Below are 15510 nucleotides of genomic sequence, written 5' to 3'. Positions count from 1 at the left end.
TGCGCGCGGCCGCCGGGGTGAGTACCCTCGGCGGACGTGAGCAGCGACATCACCGCATCGGCGGCCTGGCGGAAACTGCACGATCACTTCGGCGCCGTATCCGGGCGGCACCTACGCGAGATCTTCGCCGAGGACCCGGAGCGCGGCCGTGCGCTGACCGTCCGGGTGGGCGATCTGCTCATCGACTACAGCAAGCACCGTGTCACCAGGGAAACCCTGCACCTGCTGGTCGAATTGGCGCGCGAGGCCGGGGTCGCCGAGCACCGCGACGCGATGTTCGCGGGCGCCCACATCAACACCTCCGAGGACCGTGCGGTCGGGCACGTCGCGCTGCGGCTGCCCGCGGGCGAGTCGATGACCATCGACGGCGCCGACGCGGGCGCCGAAGTGCACGAAGTCCTGCGCAGGATGGGCGAATTCACCGATTCGCTGCGATCGGGCCGGTGGCGCGGCGCCACCGGTGCGCGCATCTCGACAGTGGTGAACATCGGCATCGGCGGCTCGGATCTGGGGCCGGTGATGGTGCACGGCGCGCTGCGCCACTACGCCGACGCCGGCATCGACGCCCGGTTCGTCTCGAACGTCGACCCGGCCGATCTGGTCGCGAAACTGGCGGGCCTGGACCCGGCGACGACGCTGTTCATCGTTGCGTCCAAGACGTTTTCGACGCTCGAGACGCTCACCAACGCCACCGCCGCACGGCGCTGGCTGGTCGCGGCGCTGGGCGAGGACGCCGTGGCCAAGCATTTCGTCGCGGTGTCCACCAACGCCGAGCGGGTCTCGGCATTCGGGATCGACACCGCCAACAGGTTCGGATTCTGGGACTGGGTCGGCGGCCGCTACTCGGTGGATTCGGCCATCGGGCTGTCGGTGATGGCGACCGTCGGCAAGGAGCGTTTCGCGGAGTTCCTGGCCGGAATGCACGCCGTGGACACGCATTTCAGGACCGCGCCGTTCGAGGAGAACGCGCCGGTGCTGCTCGGCATGCTCGGCGTGTGGTACTCGAACTTCTTCGGCGCGCAGTCGCGAGCGGTGCTGCCGTACTCGAACGATCTGGCGCGCTTCCCCGCCTACCTGCAGCAGCTCACCATGGAGTCCAACGGCAAGTCGGTGCGCGCCGACGGCACGCCGGTCACCACCTCGACCGGGGAGATCTTCTGGGGTGAGCCGGGCACCAACGGCCAGCACGCCTTCTACCAGTTGCTGCACCAGGGCACCCGCCTCATCCCGGCCGACTTCCTCGGATTCGCCCGCCCCACCGACGATCTGCCCACCCGCGACGGCACCGGCAGCATGCACGACATCCTGATGAGCAACCTGTTCGCGCAGACCAAGGTGCTCGCGTTCGGCAAGACCGCCGAGGAGATCGCCGCCGAGGGCACGCCCCCGCACCTGGTGCCGCACAAGGTCATGCCCGGCAACCGCCCCACCACCACCATCCTCGCGCCCCAGCTCACCCCGTCGGTGGTCGGCCAGCTCATCGCCCTCTACGAACACCAGGTCTTCGTGGAGGGCAGCGTCTGGGGGATCGACAGCTTCGACCAGTGGGGGGTGGAGTTGGGTAAGCAGCAGGCGCTTACGTTGGAGCCGTTGTTGACGTCGGCCGAAGATCCTGAGCCGCAGGGGGATTCGTCGACGGATGCGTTGATTCGATGGTATCGGGAGAATCGCTGAGGGTTCGTGTCGGTGGGCCGGTCCGTGGGTTGCGTGACGGCGGGCCGGCGAATGTCCGCCCGGTCACGTCGACGCGGTTCGCGAGCCTGTAGCGCGTGGGGGGTCCGTAGGAGGGGGATCGTGTTGCGGGGGCTCGCGCACGCCCGCAGATAATTCTCGGCGAACTGCGAACTGCGAACTGCAGGCAGCAGGCAGCGAAGGGCAGGCAGCAGGCGGAGCACGATCCGATCCGCTGGGCGATCACGCTGAGCGTGTTCGAGGCGGGGGCTTGGCCCGGTGGCGAGTCGGAGTCGTGCCGTGACCCCGCACAACCCATCGAATTCGCACATCGCCGCGAGAAGCCGCGCGGTCAGTCCTCGGTCTTCTCCGTGCCCCCGTCGTCGGGAATCTGCGCGGTGATCTCCTCGGTGGCGTTGTCGACGCGGTGGGTGATGCTGGTGGCGATGATCGCCAGGAGAGTGCCGATCACGACGAGGTCGAACACGATCTGGATCATGGTGGCGATGCGGGCGACCTGGCCGATGGCTTTGACGTCGCCGTAGCCGACGGTGCCGAGCGTGACGATCGTGTAGTACAGCGCGTCGGTACGGGTCTGCAGGCCCTCGAACTGGCCGGGGTACTCGGTGGCCAGGCGGTAGTAGAACAGGGCGAACACCACCACCACCGCGCACAGCAGCAGCAGCACGGCGTCGATCCGCTGCCCGGTGGCGCCCGGGTCGTGCAGGTAGCGCCCGATGCGCCGGAACGCCATCCACAGCAGGCCCACCGCTCCCGCCAGGAATCCCAGCAACCACAGCAGTTGCCCCGCCCAGTTGGCGGGATCCCACTCCAGCGGGATGCCGTAGAACACCAGAATCGCGCAGACCAGCGCCGACGCGGTGCGCACCGCGTACACACGCCCGGACACCCGCCGTCCCGCCATCGGCCCATGATCGCCCGGGGAGGCCGTACACAACTCACCCGAACCGGGTGAAAGATCGGGGGTACCGGACGGCCCCACGTCACCGCCGCTGGATCGGGCGCGGAGACCCGCGAGCGCACCCGGCGGTCTCGGACTCCGCCGCGATCTCATTCGATGTCGATCGCGCCTGCGCACGCGCCCGGTGAGCGCACCGCACACGGTGCGCCCGTATGAGTCGCCCCGCGCGGGTCCGATGCGGAGGACAGCTGCTGATCTGACGGGGCCGCGCTCACCAGATGGAGAAACCCCTGCACGGTGGCCCCGGGGCATCCTGCCAATCGACTCGACGAACCCTGGGGTGCGGACCGCGATCATGCCGCTGCCGGGCGCACTTGGTCGATCGGCTGGGCGCTGAGCTGTGCCGGCTAGCTGAAACATGGTCGCGGTTGCGCGCATGGGAGCAGATCCGGTGGGGCCCGCGCGGAGAGCCCGAGGGACTCGGCCCCGGCGCGGCCACCACGCCATTCACTCGGCCGGCGCGCTGGGCAATGGCGTGGGCCGCGACGTCAGCCGCCCACCACATACCCACCGTCGTCCGCGCGCAGGATCAGGTCGGCCCGGGACCGGGTCAGCGCGACCAGGTCCGCGTTGCGGAGGTCGCTGTCGGCCACTTTGGCGCGCGCCGCGTCGGGGGTGCGGCCGCCGAGGAGGTGGCGGTCGAGCAGACGACGTTCCAAGTGATCACGGTCGGCGTCCAGATACCAGCACTCATCGAGCTCCGCGCGCACCGCCGCCCACGGACCGTCCTCGAGCAGCAGATAGTTGCCCTCGACAACGGCGACGCGCTCAGCGCGGAAGACAACCCCGCCCGGGGTCGGCTCGTCCAGCGCGCGATCGAACGTCGGCCAGGGCACGGGCTCACCGAGCGGCGTCCCGCGCAACCGCCGCAGGTTCACGACGAACCCGCCGGCATCGAACGTGTCGGGCTCCCCCTTGCGCTCCACCATGCCCGCGGCCCGCAACACCGCATTCGACAGGTGATACCCATCCATCGGCGCGATCCCCGCCACCGACCCACCCAGCCCCGCGCACAACCTCTGCGCCAACGTCGATTTCCCCGCCCCCGGCGGCCCCGCGATCCCCAGCACATACCGACGCCCGAGCACCGCATCCGCGCGCTCCACCACCCGCCGAACCAGCACCCCGATCGACACACCCTCCACCACCCGGCGAATCTACCCGACGGTCCACGTTCACCGACCTTCCGGCGAACACCTACCTCAACGAACGGCTCCCCTGCCAACCACTCCACCGAACAACCACCACTCGGTGAAACCCGCCCCGACACACGGCACCGCCACCGATCGACTCGCGGCGATCTCACGTACGGTTCGACCGCCCGCCGCGCCGTACTCCGGCGCCAGGCCGCGATTCTCCAGCCGACCACAGACGGAACCATCCCCAATGGACAATGCCCCGAGCTCCCAGGCGGCCGGTTCTCGTTCGCTCGAGACGGCAGCACAGCAGACTTGGCAATAAGCCGTTGGCACGTGATGAGCTGTGGGACATCGCGACCACGCGGCACGGCTTCGTGACCGCCCAGCAGGCCACCGAGGCAGGAATCGACAAGTACGCACTGCAGATGCTCGTCCATCGGGGCACGCTGGAGCGAGCCGCGCACGGCGTCCACAGATTCCCCCGGTACCCGATCGGCGAGTACGACAACCTGATGCTGGCAGTGCTGTGGACCCGGGTGCCCGAGGCCGCGCTGTCGCACGAGACGGCACTGGACGTCTACGGCATCAGCGACATCAACCCCCATCGCATCCACCTCGCCGTCGGCAAGCAGCGACGGTTCCGGCGGACGAGTGGGGAGGACTACGTCGTCCACTACGAGCACCTCGAGCCGGCACAGGTCGGATGGTGGCAAGAGATTCCTGCAGTCACTCCCGCGACAGCGATCGCGCAATGCGTCGAGTACGGCACGCCGACGTACCTGCTGAGGCAGGCGATCGAGCGCGGGCATGCGAGGGGCTGTCTCGAGACCGCGGAGCGGGACGCGCTGACCGCAACAGTGGAGGCGCGCAAATGACCAGCTGAGCACATCGACCCCAGGCTCGCCCGTTTGTTGAAGACGCTGACACCGAAGACCAAGCAGCTTGGATTGCTCACGCCCACGACCCAGCGGGCCGCGCTGATCGGAGAACGACCGGGCAGGCTCCGGGTCAGCTCACGAAGGCGCGTTCGATGATCGCGGCGGTGTCGACGCCCGTGGGAAGGGTGCCGAAGGCGATGCCCCAGTCCTCGCCGAGGCGGGTGGCGCAGAAGGCGTCGGCGATGGCGGCGTGGCCGTGCCGGACCAGTTGCGCGCCTTGGAGGACGAGCGCCATCAGTTCGACCACGCGACGGGCGCGGTATTCGATGTCGGAGAGGTCGGCGAGTTCCTTGCCGACGCGGGTGATGGCGTCGTCCAGGCGCGGGTTCTCGCCGCGGGCCAGCGACACTTCCTCGAAGTACGCCTCCACGGTCTCGGGCTGACGGCCCATGGCGCGCAACGCATCCAGCGCCGCCACATTTCCGGACCCTTCCCAGATCGACATCAGCGGCGCCTCCCGGTACAGGCGCGGCATCCCCGATTCCTCGGCATATCCGTTGCCGCCCAGGCATTCCAGCGCCTCGGCACTGTGCGCGGGGGCGCGCTTGCACACCCAGTACTTGGTGACCGCGAGCGCGATCCGCCGCAGCGCCGCCTCGGCCGGATCGGTACCGGCACGATCGGTGGCGCCCGCGAGCCGCATCATCACGGTGGTGGCGGCGTCGGATTCGATCACCAGGTCCGCCAGCACGTTTCGCATGGCGGGCTGGTCGATCAGCTTGGCGCCGAACGCTTCCCGGTGCCGCGCGTGATGCACGGCGTACACCGTGCTCGCGCGCATGTTGGTGGCCGAGCCGATCACGCAGTCCAGGCGCGTCATGTTGACCATCTCGATGATGGTCTTCACGCCCGCACCTTCCGCGCCGACCAGCCAGCCGAGCGCGTTCTCGTACTCGATCTCGGAGGAGGCGTTGGACTTGTTGCCCAGCTTGTCTTTCAGCCGCTGGATGCGGATCGGGTTGCGGGTGCCGTCGGGCAGCACGCGCGGCAGCAGGAAGCAGGACAGGCCGCCGGGCGCCTGCGCCAGCGTGAGGAACATGTCCGACATGGGCGCCGAGGTGAACCACTTGTGCCCGACGATGCGGTAGCTGCCATCGGGTTGCGGTGTGGCCGTGGTGGTGTTGGCGCGCACGTCGGAGCCGCCCTGCTTCTCCGTCATCGACATGCCCGCGATCAGGCCCGCCTTGGTCGTGGGTTCGCGCAGTCCGAAATCGTAAGTGCGCGAGGACAACAGCGGCTCGAAGCGCGCGGCGAGTTCCGGGTTGTGCCGCAGCGCGGGCACGATCGCGTAGGTCATGGAGATCGGGCACATGTGCCCGGCCTCGGCGGTGCCCCAGGTGAAGAACTTCGCGGCGCGGGCGGTGTGCGCGCCGCGCCGCTCGTCGCTCCACGGCGAGCCGTGCAGACCGTGCGCGACAGCGACATTCATCAGATCGTGCCAGTGCGGATGGAACTCGACCTCGTCGATGCGGTGCCCGTACCGGTCGTGGGTGCGCAGCACGGGCGGGTACTCGTTGGCGAGCCTGCCCCACTCCTGCGCGGCGAAACCGCCTGCGAGCGCGCCGAGTTCGCGCACTTCGGCCTCGGCCCAGCCGGCGCCCTCGCGGTGCAGTCCCTCGAGCAGCGCGGGGTTGCGCGCCGCGTCGAACGGGACGATGGTCGGTACCTGGTTGAACACCTCATGCGTCGGCATCGGGCTCTCCTGTCCGGGTGGGGTTCGCGGCCACGCCGAGTGCGCGCGTGGCGAAGGTGACGAGGTCGGGGACCACGGATTCGGCGTGCGGCGCGGCGGCCAGCGGGCCGACCAGCACCTCGCCGATCGCGCCGACCAGGGCGGCGGCGGTGACGCGCGGGTCCTGCGGCGGCAGTGTGCCCGCGGCGACGCCCGCCGCGACCGCCGATTCGAAGGCGGCGGCGAAGGCGCGGCGGAAGTGCAGGCGCTCGGCGTCGACCACGGTGTCCACCGGTTCGACCAGCAGCACGTACGCCAGCTTCGGATTCTTCAATGCGCGCCCGGCGAAGGTCTCCACGGCGGCCGTGACCCGCTCGACGGCCTCGCCGCGTTCGGCGGCGGCCGTGACGGCGGCGACCTCGCGCGCGACCACCTTGCGGAAGACCGCGGTGACCAGCGCCGACTTGCCGTCGAAGTGCTTGTACACGGTGCCGGTGGCGATGCCGGCCCGTTTGGCGACGGCCGCCATCGACAGGCCCGCGAAACCGTCCTCGGCGAGGACGCGCGTCGCGGCCTGCACGATCACCTGCTCCTGCGCGTCCAGCCGAGCCTGGACGGCGGGGGTTCTGCGGTACGCCACCCAAGAAGTGAATCATAGATTCACTTCTTGCCGCAAGGGTGGGTGCTCGTATCGTGAGGGACGTGAGCGCCCACGATCGCCGACCGCCCGTGACCCGAGGACCGGGGCTCGCCCGGCGCGGGGCGGACACAGCGCGACACCACGGGCGAGGGGTGGCGCAAGCGGCTCGCTGGGCGGGTACGGCGCACGCGAACCACCGGAGCCTCGCACCACAAGTAGCCAGCGATATCGGGTCAGCGCACGCGCCCCACAGGAGCAGCGCGGCGCAGACGACCTCCATCACCAGCACCGCACGGCGAACCCACAACACCATCACGGCACACGCGAACCGCACAGCCCACGCGGCCGGACCAGCGCGCGCTGGATACCGGCCCGGCGGAGCGATGGCCCACGTGGGGCGCCTCCGACACCGGAGGACCCCGCGATGAGCAGGCTCACGGTCGTCGACGAGATCTTCCTCCGCACGCATCGAGGGATGGGAACGCCGATCGCGTTGCAGGGGTTGTGGCGCACGGGTGATCGAGTCGAGGCGGAGCTCCTGCGCGAGATCCACGATGTTCTGCGCGAGGGGCCGCTCGGCCGCCGTGTCGTGCGTCCCCGCATCCTCGGGGCGCGCCGCGGTTGGCGGCCGAACACCCGCGCGCACCCCCTCGCGATTCATCCCCAACCGCTCACGGGGAATGCGGTGCTCCCGTGGGCGGATTCGCTCGGCGCCGACTTGGACCCCGAGTTCGCGCCCGGCTGGCGGTTGGCGGCGGCGTCGCTCGCCGACGGTGGAACCGTTGTCGCCCTTACCTGTTCGCATGCGCTGGCGGATGCGCGCGGATTGATCATCGCGGTGGACCTCGCCCTGCGCGGCACCGCACGGGTGACCAACCAACCACTCTCCACCAGTGGGCCGGACGCAGCCGCTTCCCGCCTCGAACCCGACAGCGCACATCAGCTACAGGCCGCTGGGGAACCTCGCCTCGCCCGACAGCTGCCGACCCCCGCGCCCGCACGGACCGAACGCCCCGCACAACACGACGATTCGGACTGGTCGGACGCTGCCCGCCAATGGTCCACGGTCCTGCGCGGCACGGCCCGCGCCCTGCGTCGCGGCATCCCACCCCGCCCGTCCGCACCGCCCGCGCGCACTGGACCCGCCGAATCCCACAGCATCGTCGTCCGCTGCCCGAGCGCCGAGTGGGACCGCGTCGCCGCGGAACACGGCGGCACCCCCAACAGCCTGTTCATCCACCTCGTCGCGAACATCCTGTGGGACAGCGGATTCGACCGCGACACCATCGACGCCAGCCTCCCCGTCGACACCCGCCACGAACCGCGCGTCGACAACGACCTCGCCGTCACCGAGATCACCGTGACCCGCGCCGACACCCCGGCGACGGTGCGCGCCAAGGCACGTGCCGCCTACGAGCACCGCATGTCCAGCCCCGACGGCATGCCGGAGGAACTGCTCCAAGTGATCCCCGACCGCTGGGCGCACGCCTTGGCGAAGGGCGCGGGCGAGCGAGACATCCTGTGCTCCAACATCGGAACCCTCCCCGACTCCCTACGCACCCTCGGCCCCCACCCCTGCACCGACGTCGCCGCCCGAGCCATCCACCCCGGCCTCGACCCGAATCACCTCCCCCGCACCCGCCTTTCGGCCTACCTCTGCGAGATTGCGGGCACCCGCACCCTCACCCTCACCACCCTCGACCCAACCCTCTTCCCCACCCCCACCACCCTCCTCACCCACACCCTCTCCACCGCCCACCCCCTCCCCCTGACCCCCTGGTGACGCGAAACTCCCGGCCGCAGTACACCAGGTCCGCATACGGTCCAGCAGTGAGGACGCGCGCTCGAGCGGCACATGCTCAGGTTGCTCGTCGCGGTGAACGCCGCCGATGTATACGAGTACGGCTAGGCGAAACCCGTTCTCACGGAGCCATTTTCACTGCACCGAAACCAGGCCGGACCGGACGAGGTTCAGAACGTCCGGCGGTACGGCGACGCCGGCCTCCACGTCGTCCCCCGTCTCCGGCGGGCCGAAGACCTGCCGGACGGGGAGCACGCCCGCCCACACGCCCCCGGTGGCGATGTCGGAGGGGTCGTCCTTCGGGCCGCCCTCGCGGACTTTCACGGAGGCTTCGGTGAGGTCGAGGGACAGGACCATGGTCGCGGCGAGTTCCTTCTTGGAGGGTGGGCGGACGCGGGCCCAGGCGCCGGGGGCGACGTGTTCGACCACCACGCGCAGGCTGTGCAGGCGTTCGGCGGGGTCGGTGACCTCCACGGCGCGCCCGCGGACGACGGCGGAGCGGTAGTTCATGGAGAAGTGCATGGCCGAGCGGGCGTAGACCACGCCGTCGACGTGGGTGACCGCCACGGACACATCACCCAGCAGAGCGGCGCGCATATTGCCGGAGCCGGTGGATCCGTGCAGGTAGAGGGTGTCGCCGTCGCGGCCGTAGGCGGTGGGCAGCACGACGGGGCCGCCACCGAGGAGCACCCCGAGGTGGCACACCATCCCGGCGTCGAGCACAGCGTCCAGGTGCGCCCGCTCGGTGCGGGCGCGCTCCTTGGACCGGGTGAGGGTGGTGCGCGGGGTCGGGGAGAGGGGGAGCCTGGTCTCACTCATGTCATCCATCCTGCGGCCGGAAGTGGCATTATCGAAGTGCCAATTCCCTGAAATCTCGACAGTCCACTTCCGAGGTGCACCGTGCTGGACGATCTCCCGCTCCCCCTCGACCGCGCCGCCCCCGAACCGCTGTCGGTGCAGGTCGCCGACGCCCTGCGCGCCGCGGCCACCGGCGGACTGCTGCGCGCCGAGGACCGCCTGCCCTCCTCCCGCGCCCTCGCCCAGCGGCTGGGCGTCAGCCGCACCGTGGTCGCCGCCGCCTACGAGCAACTGCACGCGGAGGGCTGGATCGCGGGCAGGCACGGTTCCGGCACCTACCTCACGACAGCGCCCGCTGCCGCACCCGAACCCCACACCCCCACAAAGCCAACCGAAAACAATTCCCCCGCCTACGATCTCGCCCCCGGAGCGCCCTGTGTGGAGGTCATCGACCGGGCGGCGTGGCGACGCGCCTGGCGGGCCGCCGCCGACGTGCCCCCTACCGTCCGCAAGGAACGCGCGGGCGAACCCGAGTTCCGCGCCGCGGTCGCCGAACACCTGCTCCGCCACCGCGGCCTCGGCGCGGGCAGCGACACCGTGGTCCTCGCGACGGCCGGAACCAGCTCCGCCGTGGGCGAACTCGCGGCCGCGCTGCTCCGGCCCGGCGCCTCGGTCGCGATGGAAGACCCCGGCTACCAGCGCGCGGCGGGCGCGTTCACCGCGGCGGGCGTCCGGCTGGTCCCGGTTCCCGTCGACGACGGGGGCCTGCGCGTCGACCTCATCCCGCCCGACGTGGACGCCGTATATTGCACACCCGCACACCAGTTCCCGCTCGGTGCGCGCCTGCCCGCCGCCCGCCGCGTTCAGCTGGTCGAATTCGCCAGGCGGGCGGGAATTTTCGTGATCGAGGACGACTACGACGGCGAATTGCGCTACGACTCCGCCCCGTTGCCGCTGCTGGCCGCCATGGCACCCGATGTGGTGGTGCACCTCGGCACCGCGAGCAAGATCCTCTCGCCCGCCCTGGGCGTCGGCTGGCTGGTGACGTCCCCGGAGATCGCCGCGTCGGTGCTCGCCCACCGCGAACGCACCGGCACCACACCGAGTCCGGCCGGCCAGCGCGTGCTCGCCGAGTTCGCCGCCCGCGGCGACCTCGCCCGCCACCTGCGCCGACTGCGCCGCGCGCTGCCGCCCCGGCGCGAAATGGTCGTCACCGCACTACGCGGACGCGGCCTGTCGGTGCTGGGCGACGACGCGGGCTCCCACCTCGTCGTCCCGCTCCCCACCGCCGACGCCGAACAGCGCGCCATCGAGAAGGCCCGCACCCGCGGCCTTCTTCTCGACGGCCTGTCCCGCCACCACCTTCCCGGCACCCCACCCCGCACCTTCGGCGTCCCGCTCGGCTACACAGCTCTCTCGACCCCAGACCTCACCGCGGCCCTCCCCGTGGCCGCCGCCTGCCTCGCCGAAGCATCGGCCCACTGACAGGACCACCGCGCGGGACTCGCGCTATTTCGCCACCGTCAACAGAAACGCCACATCGTCCTCGGCCTTCACGCTGTGCCGCGCGCGCGGAACGACCAGCAGATCGCCCGCCGATCCCTTCCATTCGTTCGTACCGCTGATGAGGGTGAGCGTCCCGCTCAACACGTACAGGGTCGCGTCGCCGGCGTTGTCGTGCTCGGCCAGGCTCTGGCCCGCGGCCAGACCGACGACGGTCTGGCGCAGCGCGTGGGCGTGTCCGCCGAAGATCGTCTGGGAACTGCGACCGCTGGTGGCGGTCGCGGCCAATTTGAGCTGCTGGCGGGCGACTGCGGTCAGGGATTTCTTGTCCATGGCTGCCTTTCGCAAGGTGCTGGGCTGGTGCACCGGCGTCCGGGGCGGGTGTTGGTCCGCCCCGCCGCATGTTCATGGAGTATGCCCGACGGGCCCGGCCCGCGTGCCCGGTTTGCCCGCCCGCGCAGGGTCGCGGGCGTGTCCGGGGTCAGTCGCCGGGGCGGCGCAGGTAGCGGCGCACGCGGAAGCGCAGTCCGGTGGTGGAGGTGCGCCACGGTTCGGGGTCGTCGGCGTGCCAGTCGGGGCCGATCTCGGGGGCGTACGCGTCGCCCTGCACGCTGATCTCGACTTCGGTGACCACCAGTTCGGTCGCGAAATCCATGGCGGCGCGGTAGATCTCACCGCCGCCGGCGATCCACACCGCATCGGGCGCGCTCAGCGCCAGCGCCTCGTCCAGCGAGCCCGCGCGCTCGGCGCCGGGCACCGCCCAGTCCGCCTGCCGGGTGACGACGATATTGCGGCGCCCGGCCAGCGGCCGGAACTTCGGCGGCAGCGAATCCCACGTGCGACGGCCCATGATCACCGGGTGCCCCCAGGTGACGGTCCGGAAGTTGGCCATGTCCTCGGGCACGCGCCAGGGGATGGTGTTCTCGAATCCGATCACACCGTCGGGGGTCTGCGCCCAGATCAGGCCGATGCTGCGGGTGCGCACGGCCGTGCTCACACCGCCACCGGAGCCTTGATCGCGGGATGGTGCCGGTAGTCGTGCACCGCCACATCCTCGTAGACGTAGTCGAACAGGCTGGTGGCGGGCCGCAGGCTCAGCGTCGGGAACGGGTAGGGCTCGCGGCCGAGCTGCTCGCGGACCTGGTCGACGTGGTTGTCATAGATGTGGCAGTCCCCGCCGGTCCAGATGAACTCGCCGGGCTCGAGTTCGGTCTGCTGCGCCACCATGTGGGTGAGCAGTGCGTAGCTGGCGATATTGAACGGCACGCCGAGGAACAGGTCGGCGCTGCGCTGGTAGAGCTGGCAGGAGAGTTTGCCGTCGGCGACGTAGAACTGGAACAGCGTGTGGCACGGGGCCAGCGCCATCCGGTCCAGGTCGGCGACATTCCACGCGGACACGATCATGCGGCGCGAGTCCGGACTGGTGCGCAGGGTGTGCAGCACCTCGGCGATCTGGTCGATGTGGGTGCCGTCGGGCGTGGGCCACGAGCGCCACTGCACGCCGTAGACCGGGCCCAGCTCGCCGTCGGCGTCGGCCCATTCGTCCCAGATGGTGACGCCGTTGTCGCGCAGCCACTTGACGTTCGAATCGCCGCGCAGGAACCACAGCAGTTCGTAGACGATGGACTTGAGGTGCACCTTCTTCGTGGTGATCAGCGGGAATCCGGCGGACAAGTCGTAGCGCAGCTGATGTCCGAACACGCTGCGGGTACCGGTTCCGGTCCGATCGGTCTTCGCCGTTCCGGTCTCCAGCACCAGCCGGAGCAGATCCTCGTACTGCGTATCCGTGGTCGCCACAGTGTCCCAGCCTACTGCGGTGCGGGTGCGCGCGCCCCTGCCGGTCCGGCGCTCGGGTTGCTCGACCAGGCGGCGCGCCGGCCGACCGAGCCGCGTGCGCGACGGTCTCCGGCTGTCGGTGGAGGACGCCGGTCGGGGCTCGCCGCGTACCACCGACGCCACGACCGGCGGCACCCTGGCATGCTCACGCTCATGCGTGAGCTCTACGTGATCGGCATCGGCGCCGGTGACCCCGGTCAGGTGACGATGCAGGCCATCGAGGCCATGCGCCGCGCCGACACGTTCTTCGTGATCGGCAAGGGCGAGACCAAGCGGGAGCTGGTGGAGGTGCGGGCGGCGATCCTCGCCGAGCACGTGGGGCCGGGGTATCGGGTAGTGGAGATTCCCGATCCGCCGCGCGACCGCGCGCCCGCGGACTATCGCGGCGTGGTCGAGGACTGGCACGCCCGTCGCGCCGAGCTGCTCGCCGACGCGTTCGCGGCCGAGGACGGCGTGGGCGCGATCCTGGTGTGGGGCGATCCGGCGCTCTACGACAGCACCCTGCGCATGGTCGAGCGCGTGCGGACCCGGCTGACCTTCGACTACCAGGTGATTCCGGGCATCACCAGCGCGCAGGCGCTGGCCGCGCGGCATCGCGTGGTGCTGCACGGCATCGGCGAACCGGTGCACATCACCACCGGGCGGCGCCTGCGCGAGGACGGGCTCGGCCCGGATCCGACGGTGGTCATGCTCGACGGTGACTGCTCGTTCACCGAGATTCCCGCCGACGGTGTGCGCATCTGGTGGGGCGCCTACCTCGGCATGCCCGACGAGACGCTGATCGCGGGGCCGTTGGGCGAGGTCGCCGCGGATATCCGCGAGCGCCGCGCCGCCCTGCGCGCCGCGAAGGGCTGGATCATGGACATCTACTTGTTGCGCCGCGAAGGTGTCGGACCTCGCGGGTAGCCTGGGACGCGTGCCCGAACTACCCGAGGTGGAGGCGCTGGCGCAGTTCCTGCGAGAGCACGCGGTCGGCGCGGTGGTGGGGCGCGTCGACGTGGCGGCGCTGAGCGCGGTCAAGACGTTCGACCCGCCGGTCACGGCGCTGTCCGGGCGGGATGTGAGCGGGGCCGCGCGCTGGGGGAAGTTCCTGGGGATGGACTGTTCGGGGCTGTGGCTGATCACGCACCTATCGCGGGGTGGGTGGTTGCGCTGGATCGACGAGCCGAGTCCCACACCGCCCAAACCCGGCGGTAAGAGTCCGCTCGCGCTGCGCGTGCACTTCTTCACGCCCGAGGGCGCCACGCCGGCGTTCGACCTCACCGAGGCGGGCACCAAGAAGCGCCTGTCCGTCTATGTCGTTGACGATCCGAAGCTGGTTCCCGGCATCGCCCGGCTCGGGCCCGACGCGCTCGAGCTCACCGAACCGGAGTTCGCCGAACTCCTGCGCGGCACCGCGGGGCGCCTCAAAACCGTGCTGGTCGACCAGACCCTGCTCGCCGGCATCGGCAACGCCTACTCCGACGAGATCCTGCACACCGCGAAACTCTCCCCCTTCGCCACCGCGAAAACCCTTCCGCCGGAAAAGGTCACGGCCCTCTACGAGGCGATGCGCACCGTTCTCACCGACGCCGTCACCCGCTCCGTCGGCCAAGACGCCGCCCGCCTCAAGGGCGAAAAACGTTCCGGCATGCGCGTGCACGCCCGCACCGGCCTCCCCTGCCCCGTCTGCGGCGACACCATCCACGAGGTCTCCTACACCGACCGCTCGTTCCAGTACTGCCCCACCTGCCAGACCAACGGCAAGCCCCTCGCCGACCGGCGCATGTCCCGGCTGTTGAAGTAGCGGCGCCGGATTCGACACGGCAGGAGCGGTCCTATGCGAGGTCGGGGCCTACACCCAGCTGGTCGAAAGCGTTCCTGATCGCGTCGGGCAAGCGGCGCGGATCGTTGTCGGCCATCGCGCGGCCCGCGAAGTAGCAGGCCATCCCGATCTCGGCGGCCAGCGTGGCGACTTCTCGCTCGACCCCTTTCGCCGACAGCTCCTCGACCATCCGGTCTATGTAACCCCGCTGCTTGACCAGACTGCGCGCGTGCAATTCGGGCTGTTCGGCGATCAACCGCTCGTACTCGCGATACTCCACGGGCCGCTGGACCAGCTGGGCGACGAATGCGAGCACGAGGGTACGCATGAACACCAGTACCTCGGGCAGTGAGCGGCCGAGAGACTCGGTGCCGGGCTTCGACTCGACCGCGGCGAGGGCCGCCTCCAGATCGCGACCACTGTCGGCGAATACCACTTCCTGCTTGTCACCGAAGTAGCGGAAAAACGTTGCGCGACCGACTTCGGCCCGCGCGGCGATATCCGCGACGGTGACGTGATCGAACCCCCGCTCGGCGAAAAGTTCGTGCGCCGCCTCGACGATCGCCTCGCGCGCACGCAGTTGCTTGCGCTCGCGCAGCGACATCCCCGGCTGCTCCGACCCTCTGCTCACCGCTCCACTCTAGCCAGGGCGAACTTCCTCGGATATTCTGATACTCAGTCTCACATGAGACGAGATATCATAGGAGGAATCATGCGAGTACGCGT

At 70.3% G+C, this 15510-nt stretch carries 15 protein-coding genes; 6 read left to right on the top strand and 9 right to left on the bottom strand.

Annotated elements, in window-relative coordinates; genetic code table 11:
- The first annotated feature begins 36 nt into the window (after positions 1 to 36).
- Positions 37 to 1674 carry a glucose-6-phosphate isomerase gene (gene pgi, locus OHB21_RS12385; RefSeq protein WP_195142365.1) on the top strand — a complete coding sequence of 546 codons (1638 nt, stop codon included), beginning with the start codon at positions 37 to 39 and terminating at the stop codon, positions 1672 to 1674.
- Between the two features lie 349 nt (positions 1675 to 2023).
- On the opposite strand, the gene OHB21_RS12380 is transcribed toward pgi, so the two are convergent.
- Positions 2024 to 2596 (bottom strand): potassium channel family protein, encoded by a 573-nt coding sequence (locus OHB21_RS12380; RefSeq protein WP_084538093.1) that lies wholly within the window; start codon positions 2594 to 2596, stop codon positions 2024 to 2026.
- A 545-nt stretch (positions 2597 to 3141) separates the two neighbouring features.
- The gene (locus tag OHB21_RS12375) at positions 3142 to 3801 is read right to left on the bottom strand and encodes a nucleoside/nucleotide kinase family protein (protein WP_324192245.1); all 660 of its coding nucleotides are present in this window, start codon (positions 3799 to 3801) and stop codon (positions 3142 to 3144) included.
- Between the two features lie 317 nt (positions 3802 to 4118).
- Between OHB21_RS12375 and OHB21_RS12370 the strand changes: the two genes are divergently transcribed.
- Positions 4119 to 4667 (top strand): type IV toxin-antitoxin system AbiEi family antitoxin domain-containing protein, encoded by a 549-nt coding sequence (locus OHB21_RS12370; protein WP_228815561.1) that lies wholly within the window; start codon positions 4119 to 4121, stop codon positions 4665 to 4667.
- Between the two features lie 133 nt (positions 4668 to 4800).
- On the opposite strand, the gene OHB21_RS12365 is transcribed toward OHB21_RS12370, so the two are convergent.
- Complete coding sequence (locus OHB21_RS12365; protein WP_067513360.1) at positions 4801 to 6423, bottom strand: acyl-CoA dehydrogenase family protein; 1623 nt, start codon at positions 6421 to 6423, stop codon at positions 4801 to 4803.
- Positions 6410 to 7042 carry a TetR/AcrR family transcriptional regulator gene (locus tag OHB21_RS12360; RefSeq protein WP_067513358.1) on the bottom strand — a complete coding sequence of 211 codons (633 nt, stop codon included), beginning with the start codon at positions 7040 to 7042 and terminating at the stop codon, positions 6410 to 6412. Before OHB21_RS12360 ends, OHB21_RS12365 begins: the two co-directional genes overlap by 14 nt.
- 424 nt (positions 7043 to 7466) lie before the next feature.
- On the opposite strand from OHB21_RS12360, the gene OHB21_RS12355 reads away from it, so the two are divergent.
- Positions 7467 to 8825 (top strand): hypothetical protein, encoded by a 1359-nt coding sequence (locus tag OHB21_RS12355; RefSeq protein WP_328438748.1) that lies wholly within the window; start codon positions 7467 to 7469, stop codon positions 8823 to 8825.
- A gap of 153 nt (positions 8826 to 8978) precedes the next feature.
- On the opposite strand, the gene OHB21_RS12350 is transcribed toward OHB21_RS12355, so the two are convergent.
- Positions 8979 to 9662: a pyridoxamine 5'-phosphate oxidase family protein gene (locus tag OHB21_RS12350; RefSeq protein WP_407675186.1), complete on the bottom strand. Its 684-nt coding sequence runs from the start codon at positions 9660 to 9662 to the stop codon at positions 8979 to 8981.
- Positions 9663 to 9743: 81 nt separating this feature from the next.
- On the opposite strand from OHB21_RS12350, the gene pdxR reads away from it, so the two are divergent.
- Positions 9744 to 11126, top strand: a complete 1383-nt coding sequence (gene pdxR, locus OHB21_RS12345; RefSeq protein ID WP_195142367.1) for a MocR-like pyridoxine biosynthesis transcription factor PdxR — start codon at positions 9744 to 9746, stop codon at positions 11124 to 11126.
- Between the two features lie 24 nt (positions 11127 to 11150).
- Here the strand turns inward: pdxR and OHB21_RS12340 are convergent, their stop codons facing one another.
- From OHB21_RS12340 to OHB21_RS12330, 3 genes are all read right to left on the bottom strand, one after another.
- The gene (locus OHB21_RS12340) at positions 11151 to 11477 is read right to left on the bottom strand and encodes a cupin domain-containing protein (protein ID WP_067513353.1); all 327 of its coding nucleotides are present in this window, start codon (positions 11475 to 11477) and stop codon (positions 11151 to 11153) included.
- Between the two features lie 148 nt (positions 11478 to 11625).
- Positions 11626 to 12141 carry a dihydrofolate reductase gene (locus OHB21_RS12335; RefSeq protein ID WP_067513351.1) on the bottom strand — a complete coding sequence of 172 codons (516 nt, stop codon included), beginning with the start codon at positions 12139 to 12141 and terminating at the stop codon, positions 11626 to 11628.
- A complete protein-coding gene (locus OHB21_RS12330) occupies positions 12138 to 12941 on the bottom strand; it encodes a thymidylate synthase (RefSeq protein WP_067513349.1) in 804 nt (267 codons plus the stop codon). Before OHB21_RS12330 ends, OHB21_RS12335 begins: the two co-directional genes overlap by 4 nt.
- A gap of 192 nt (positions 12942 to 13133) precedes the next feature.
- Between OHB21_RS12330 and cobF the strand changes: the two genes are divergently transcribed.
- Together cobF and OHB21_RS12320 are read left to right on the top strand one after the other, a co-directional pair.
- Positions 13134 to 13886 carry a precorrin-6A synthase (deacetylating) gene (gene cobF, locus OHB21_RS12325; protein ID WP_067513388.1) on the top strand — a complete coding sequence of 251 codons (753 nt, stop codon included), beginning with the start codon at positions 13134 to 13136 and terminating at the stop codon, positions 13884 to 13886.
- Between the two features lie 10 nt (positions 13887 to 13896).
- Complete coding sequence (locus OHB21_RS12320; protein ID WP_067513386.1) at positions 13897 to 14766, top strand: Fpg/Nei family DNA glycosylase; 870 nt, start codon at positions 13897 to 13899, stop codon at positions 14764 to 14766.
- 31 nt (positions 14767 to 14797) lie between these two features.
- Here the strand turns inward: OHB21_RS12320 and OHB21_RS12315 are convergent, their stop codons facing one another.
- Positions 14798 to 15415 carry a TetR family transcriptional regulator gene (locus OHB21_RS12315; protein ID WP_232331885.1) on the bottom strand — a complete coding sequence of 206 codons (618 nt, stop codon included), beginning with the start codon at positions 15413 to 15415 and terminating at the stop codon, positions 14798 to 14800.
- Positions 15416 to 15510: the final 95 nt, after the last annotated feature.

Origin of the sequence: Nocardia puris (assembly GCF_036051655.1) — a bacterium.
Taxonomy (GTDB): Bacteria; Actinomycetota; Actinomycetes; order Mycobacteriales; family Mycobacteriaceae; genus Nocardia; species Nocardia puris.
Note: the sequence above shows the minus strand (reverse complement) of the source record. Positions and strands in the feature narration are given on the sequence as shown.

Bases quoted from the DNA above. Each gene is read 5' to 3' on its own strand.
- cobF (WP_067513388.1), top strand. From the start codon at position 13,134: ATGCGTGAGCTCTACGTGATCGGCATCGGCGCCGGTGACCCCGGTCAG.
- OHB21_RS12365 (WP_067513360.1), bottom strand. From the start codon at position 6,423: ATGCCGACGCATGAGGTGTTCAACCAGGTACCGACCATCGTCCCGTTC.
- OHB21_RS12340 (WP_067513353.1), bottom strand. From the start codon at position 11,477: ATGGACAAGAAATCCCTGACCGCAGTCGCCCGCCAGCAGCTCAAATTG.
- OHB21_RS12380 (WP_084538093.1), bottom strand. From the start codon at position 2,596: ATGGCGGGACGGCGGGTGTCCGGGCGTGTGTACGCGGTGCGCACCGCG.
- OHB21_RS12350 (WP_407675186.1), bottom strand. From the start codon at position 9,662: ATGAGTGAGACCAGGCTCCCCCTCTCCCCGACCCCGCGCACCACCCTC.
- OHB21_RS12355 (WP_328438748.1), top strand. From the start codon at position 7,467: ATGAGCAGGCTCACGGTCGTCGACGAGATCTTCCTCCGCACGCATCGA.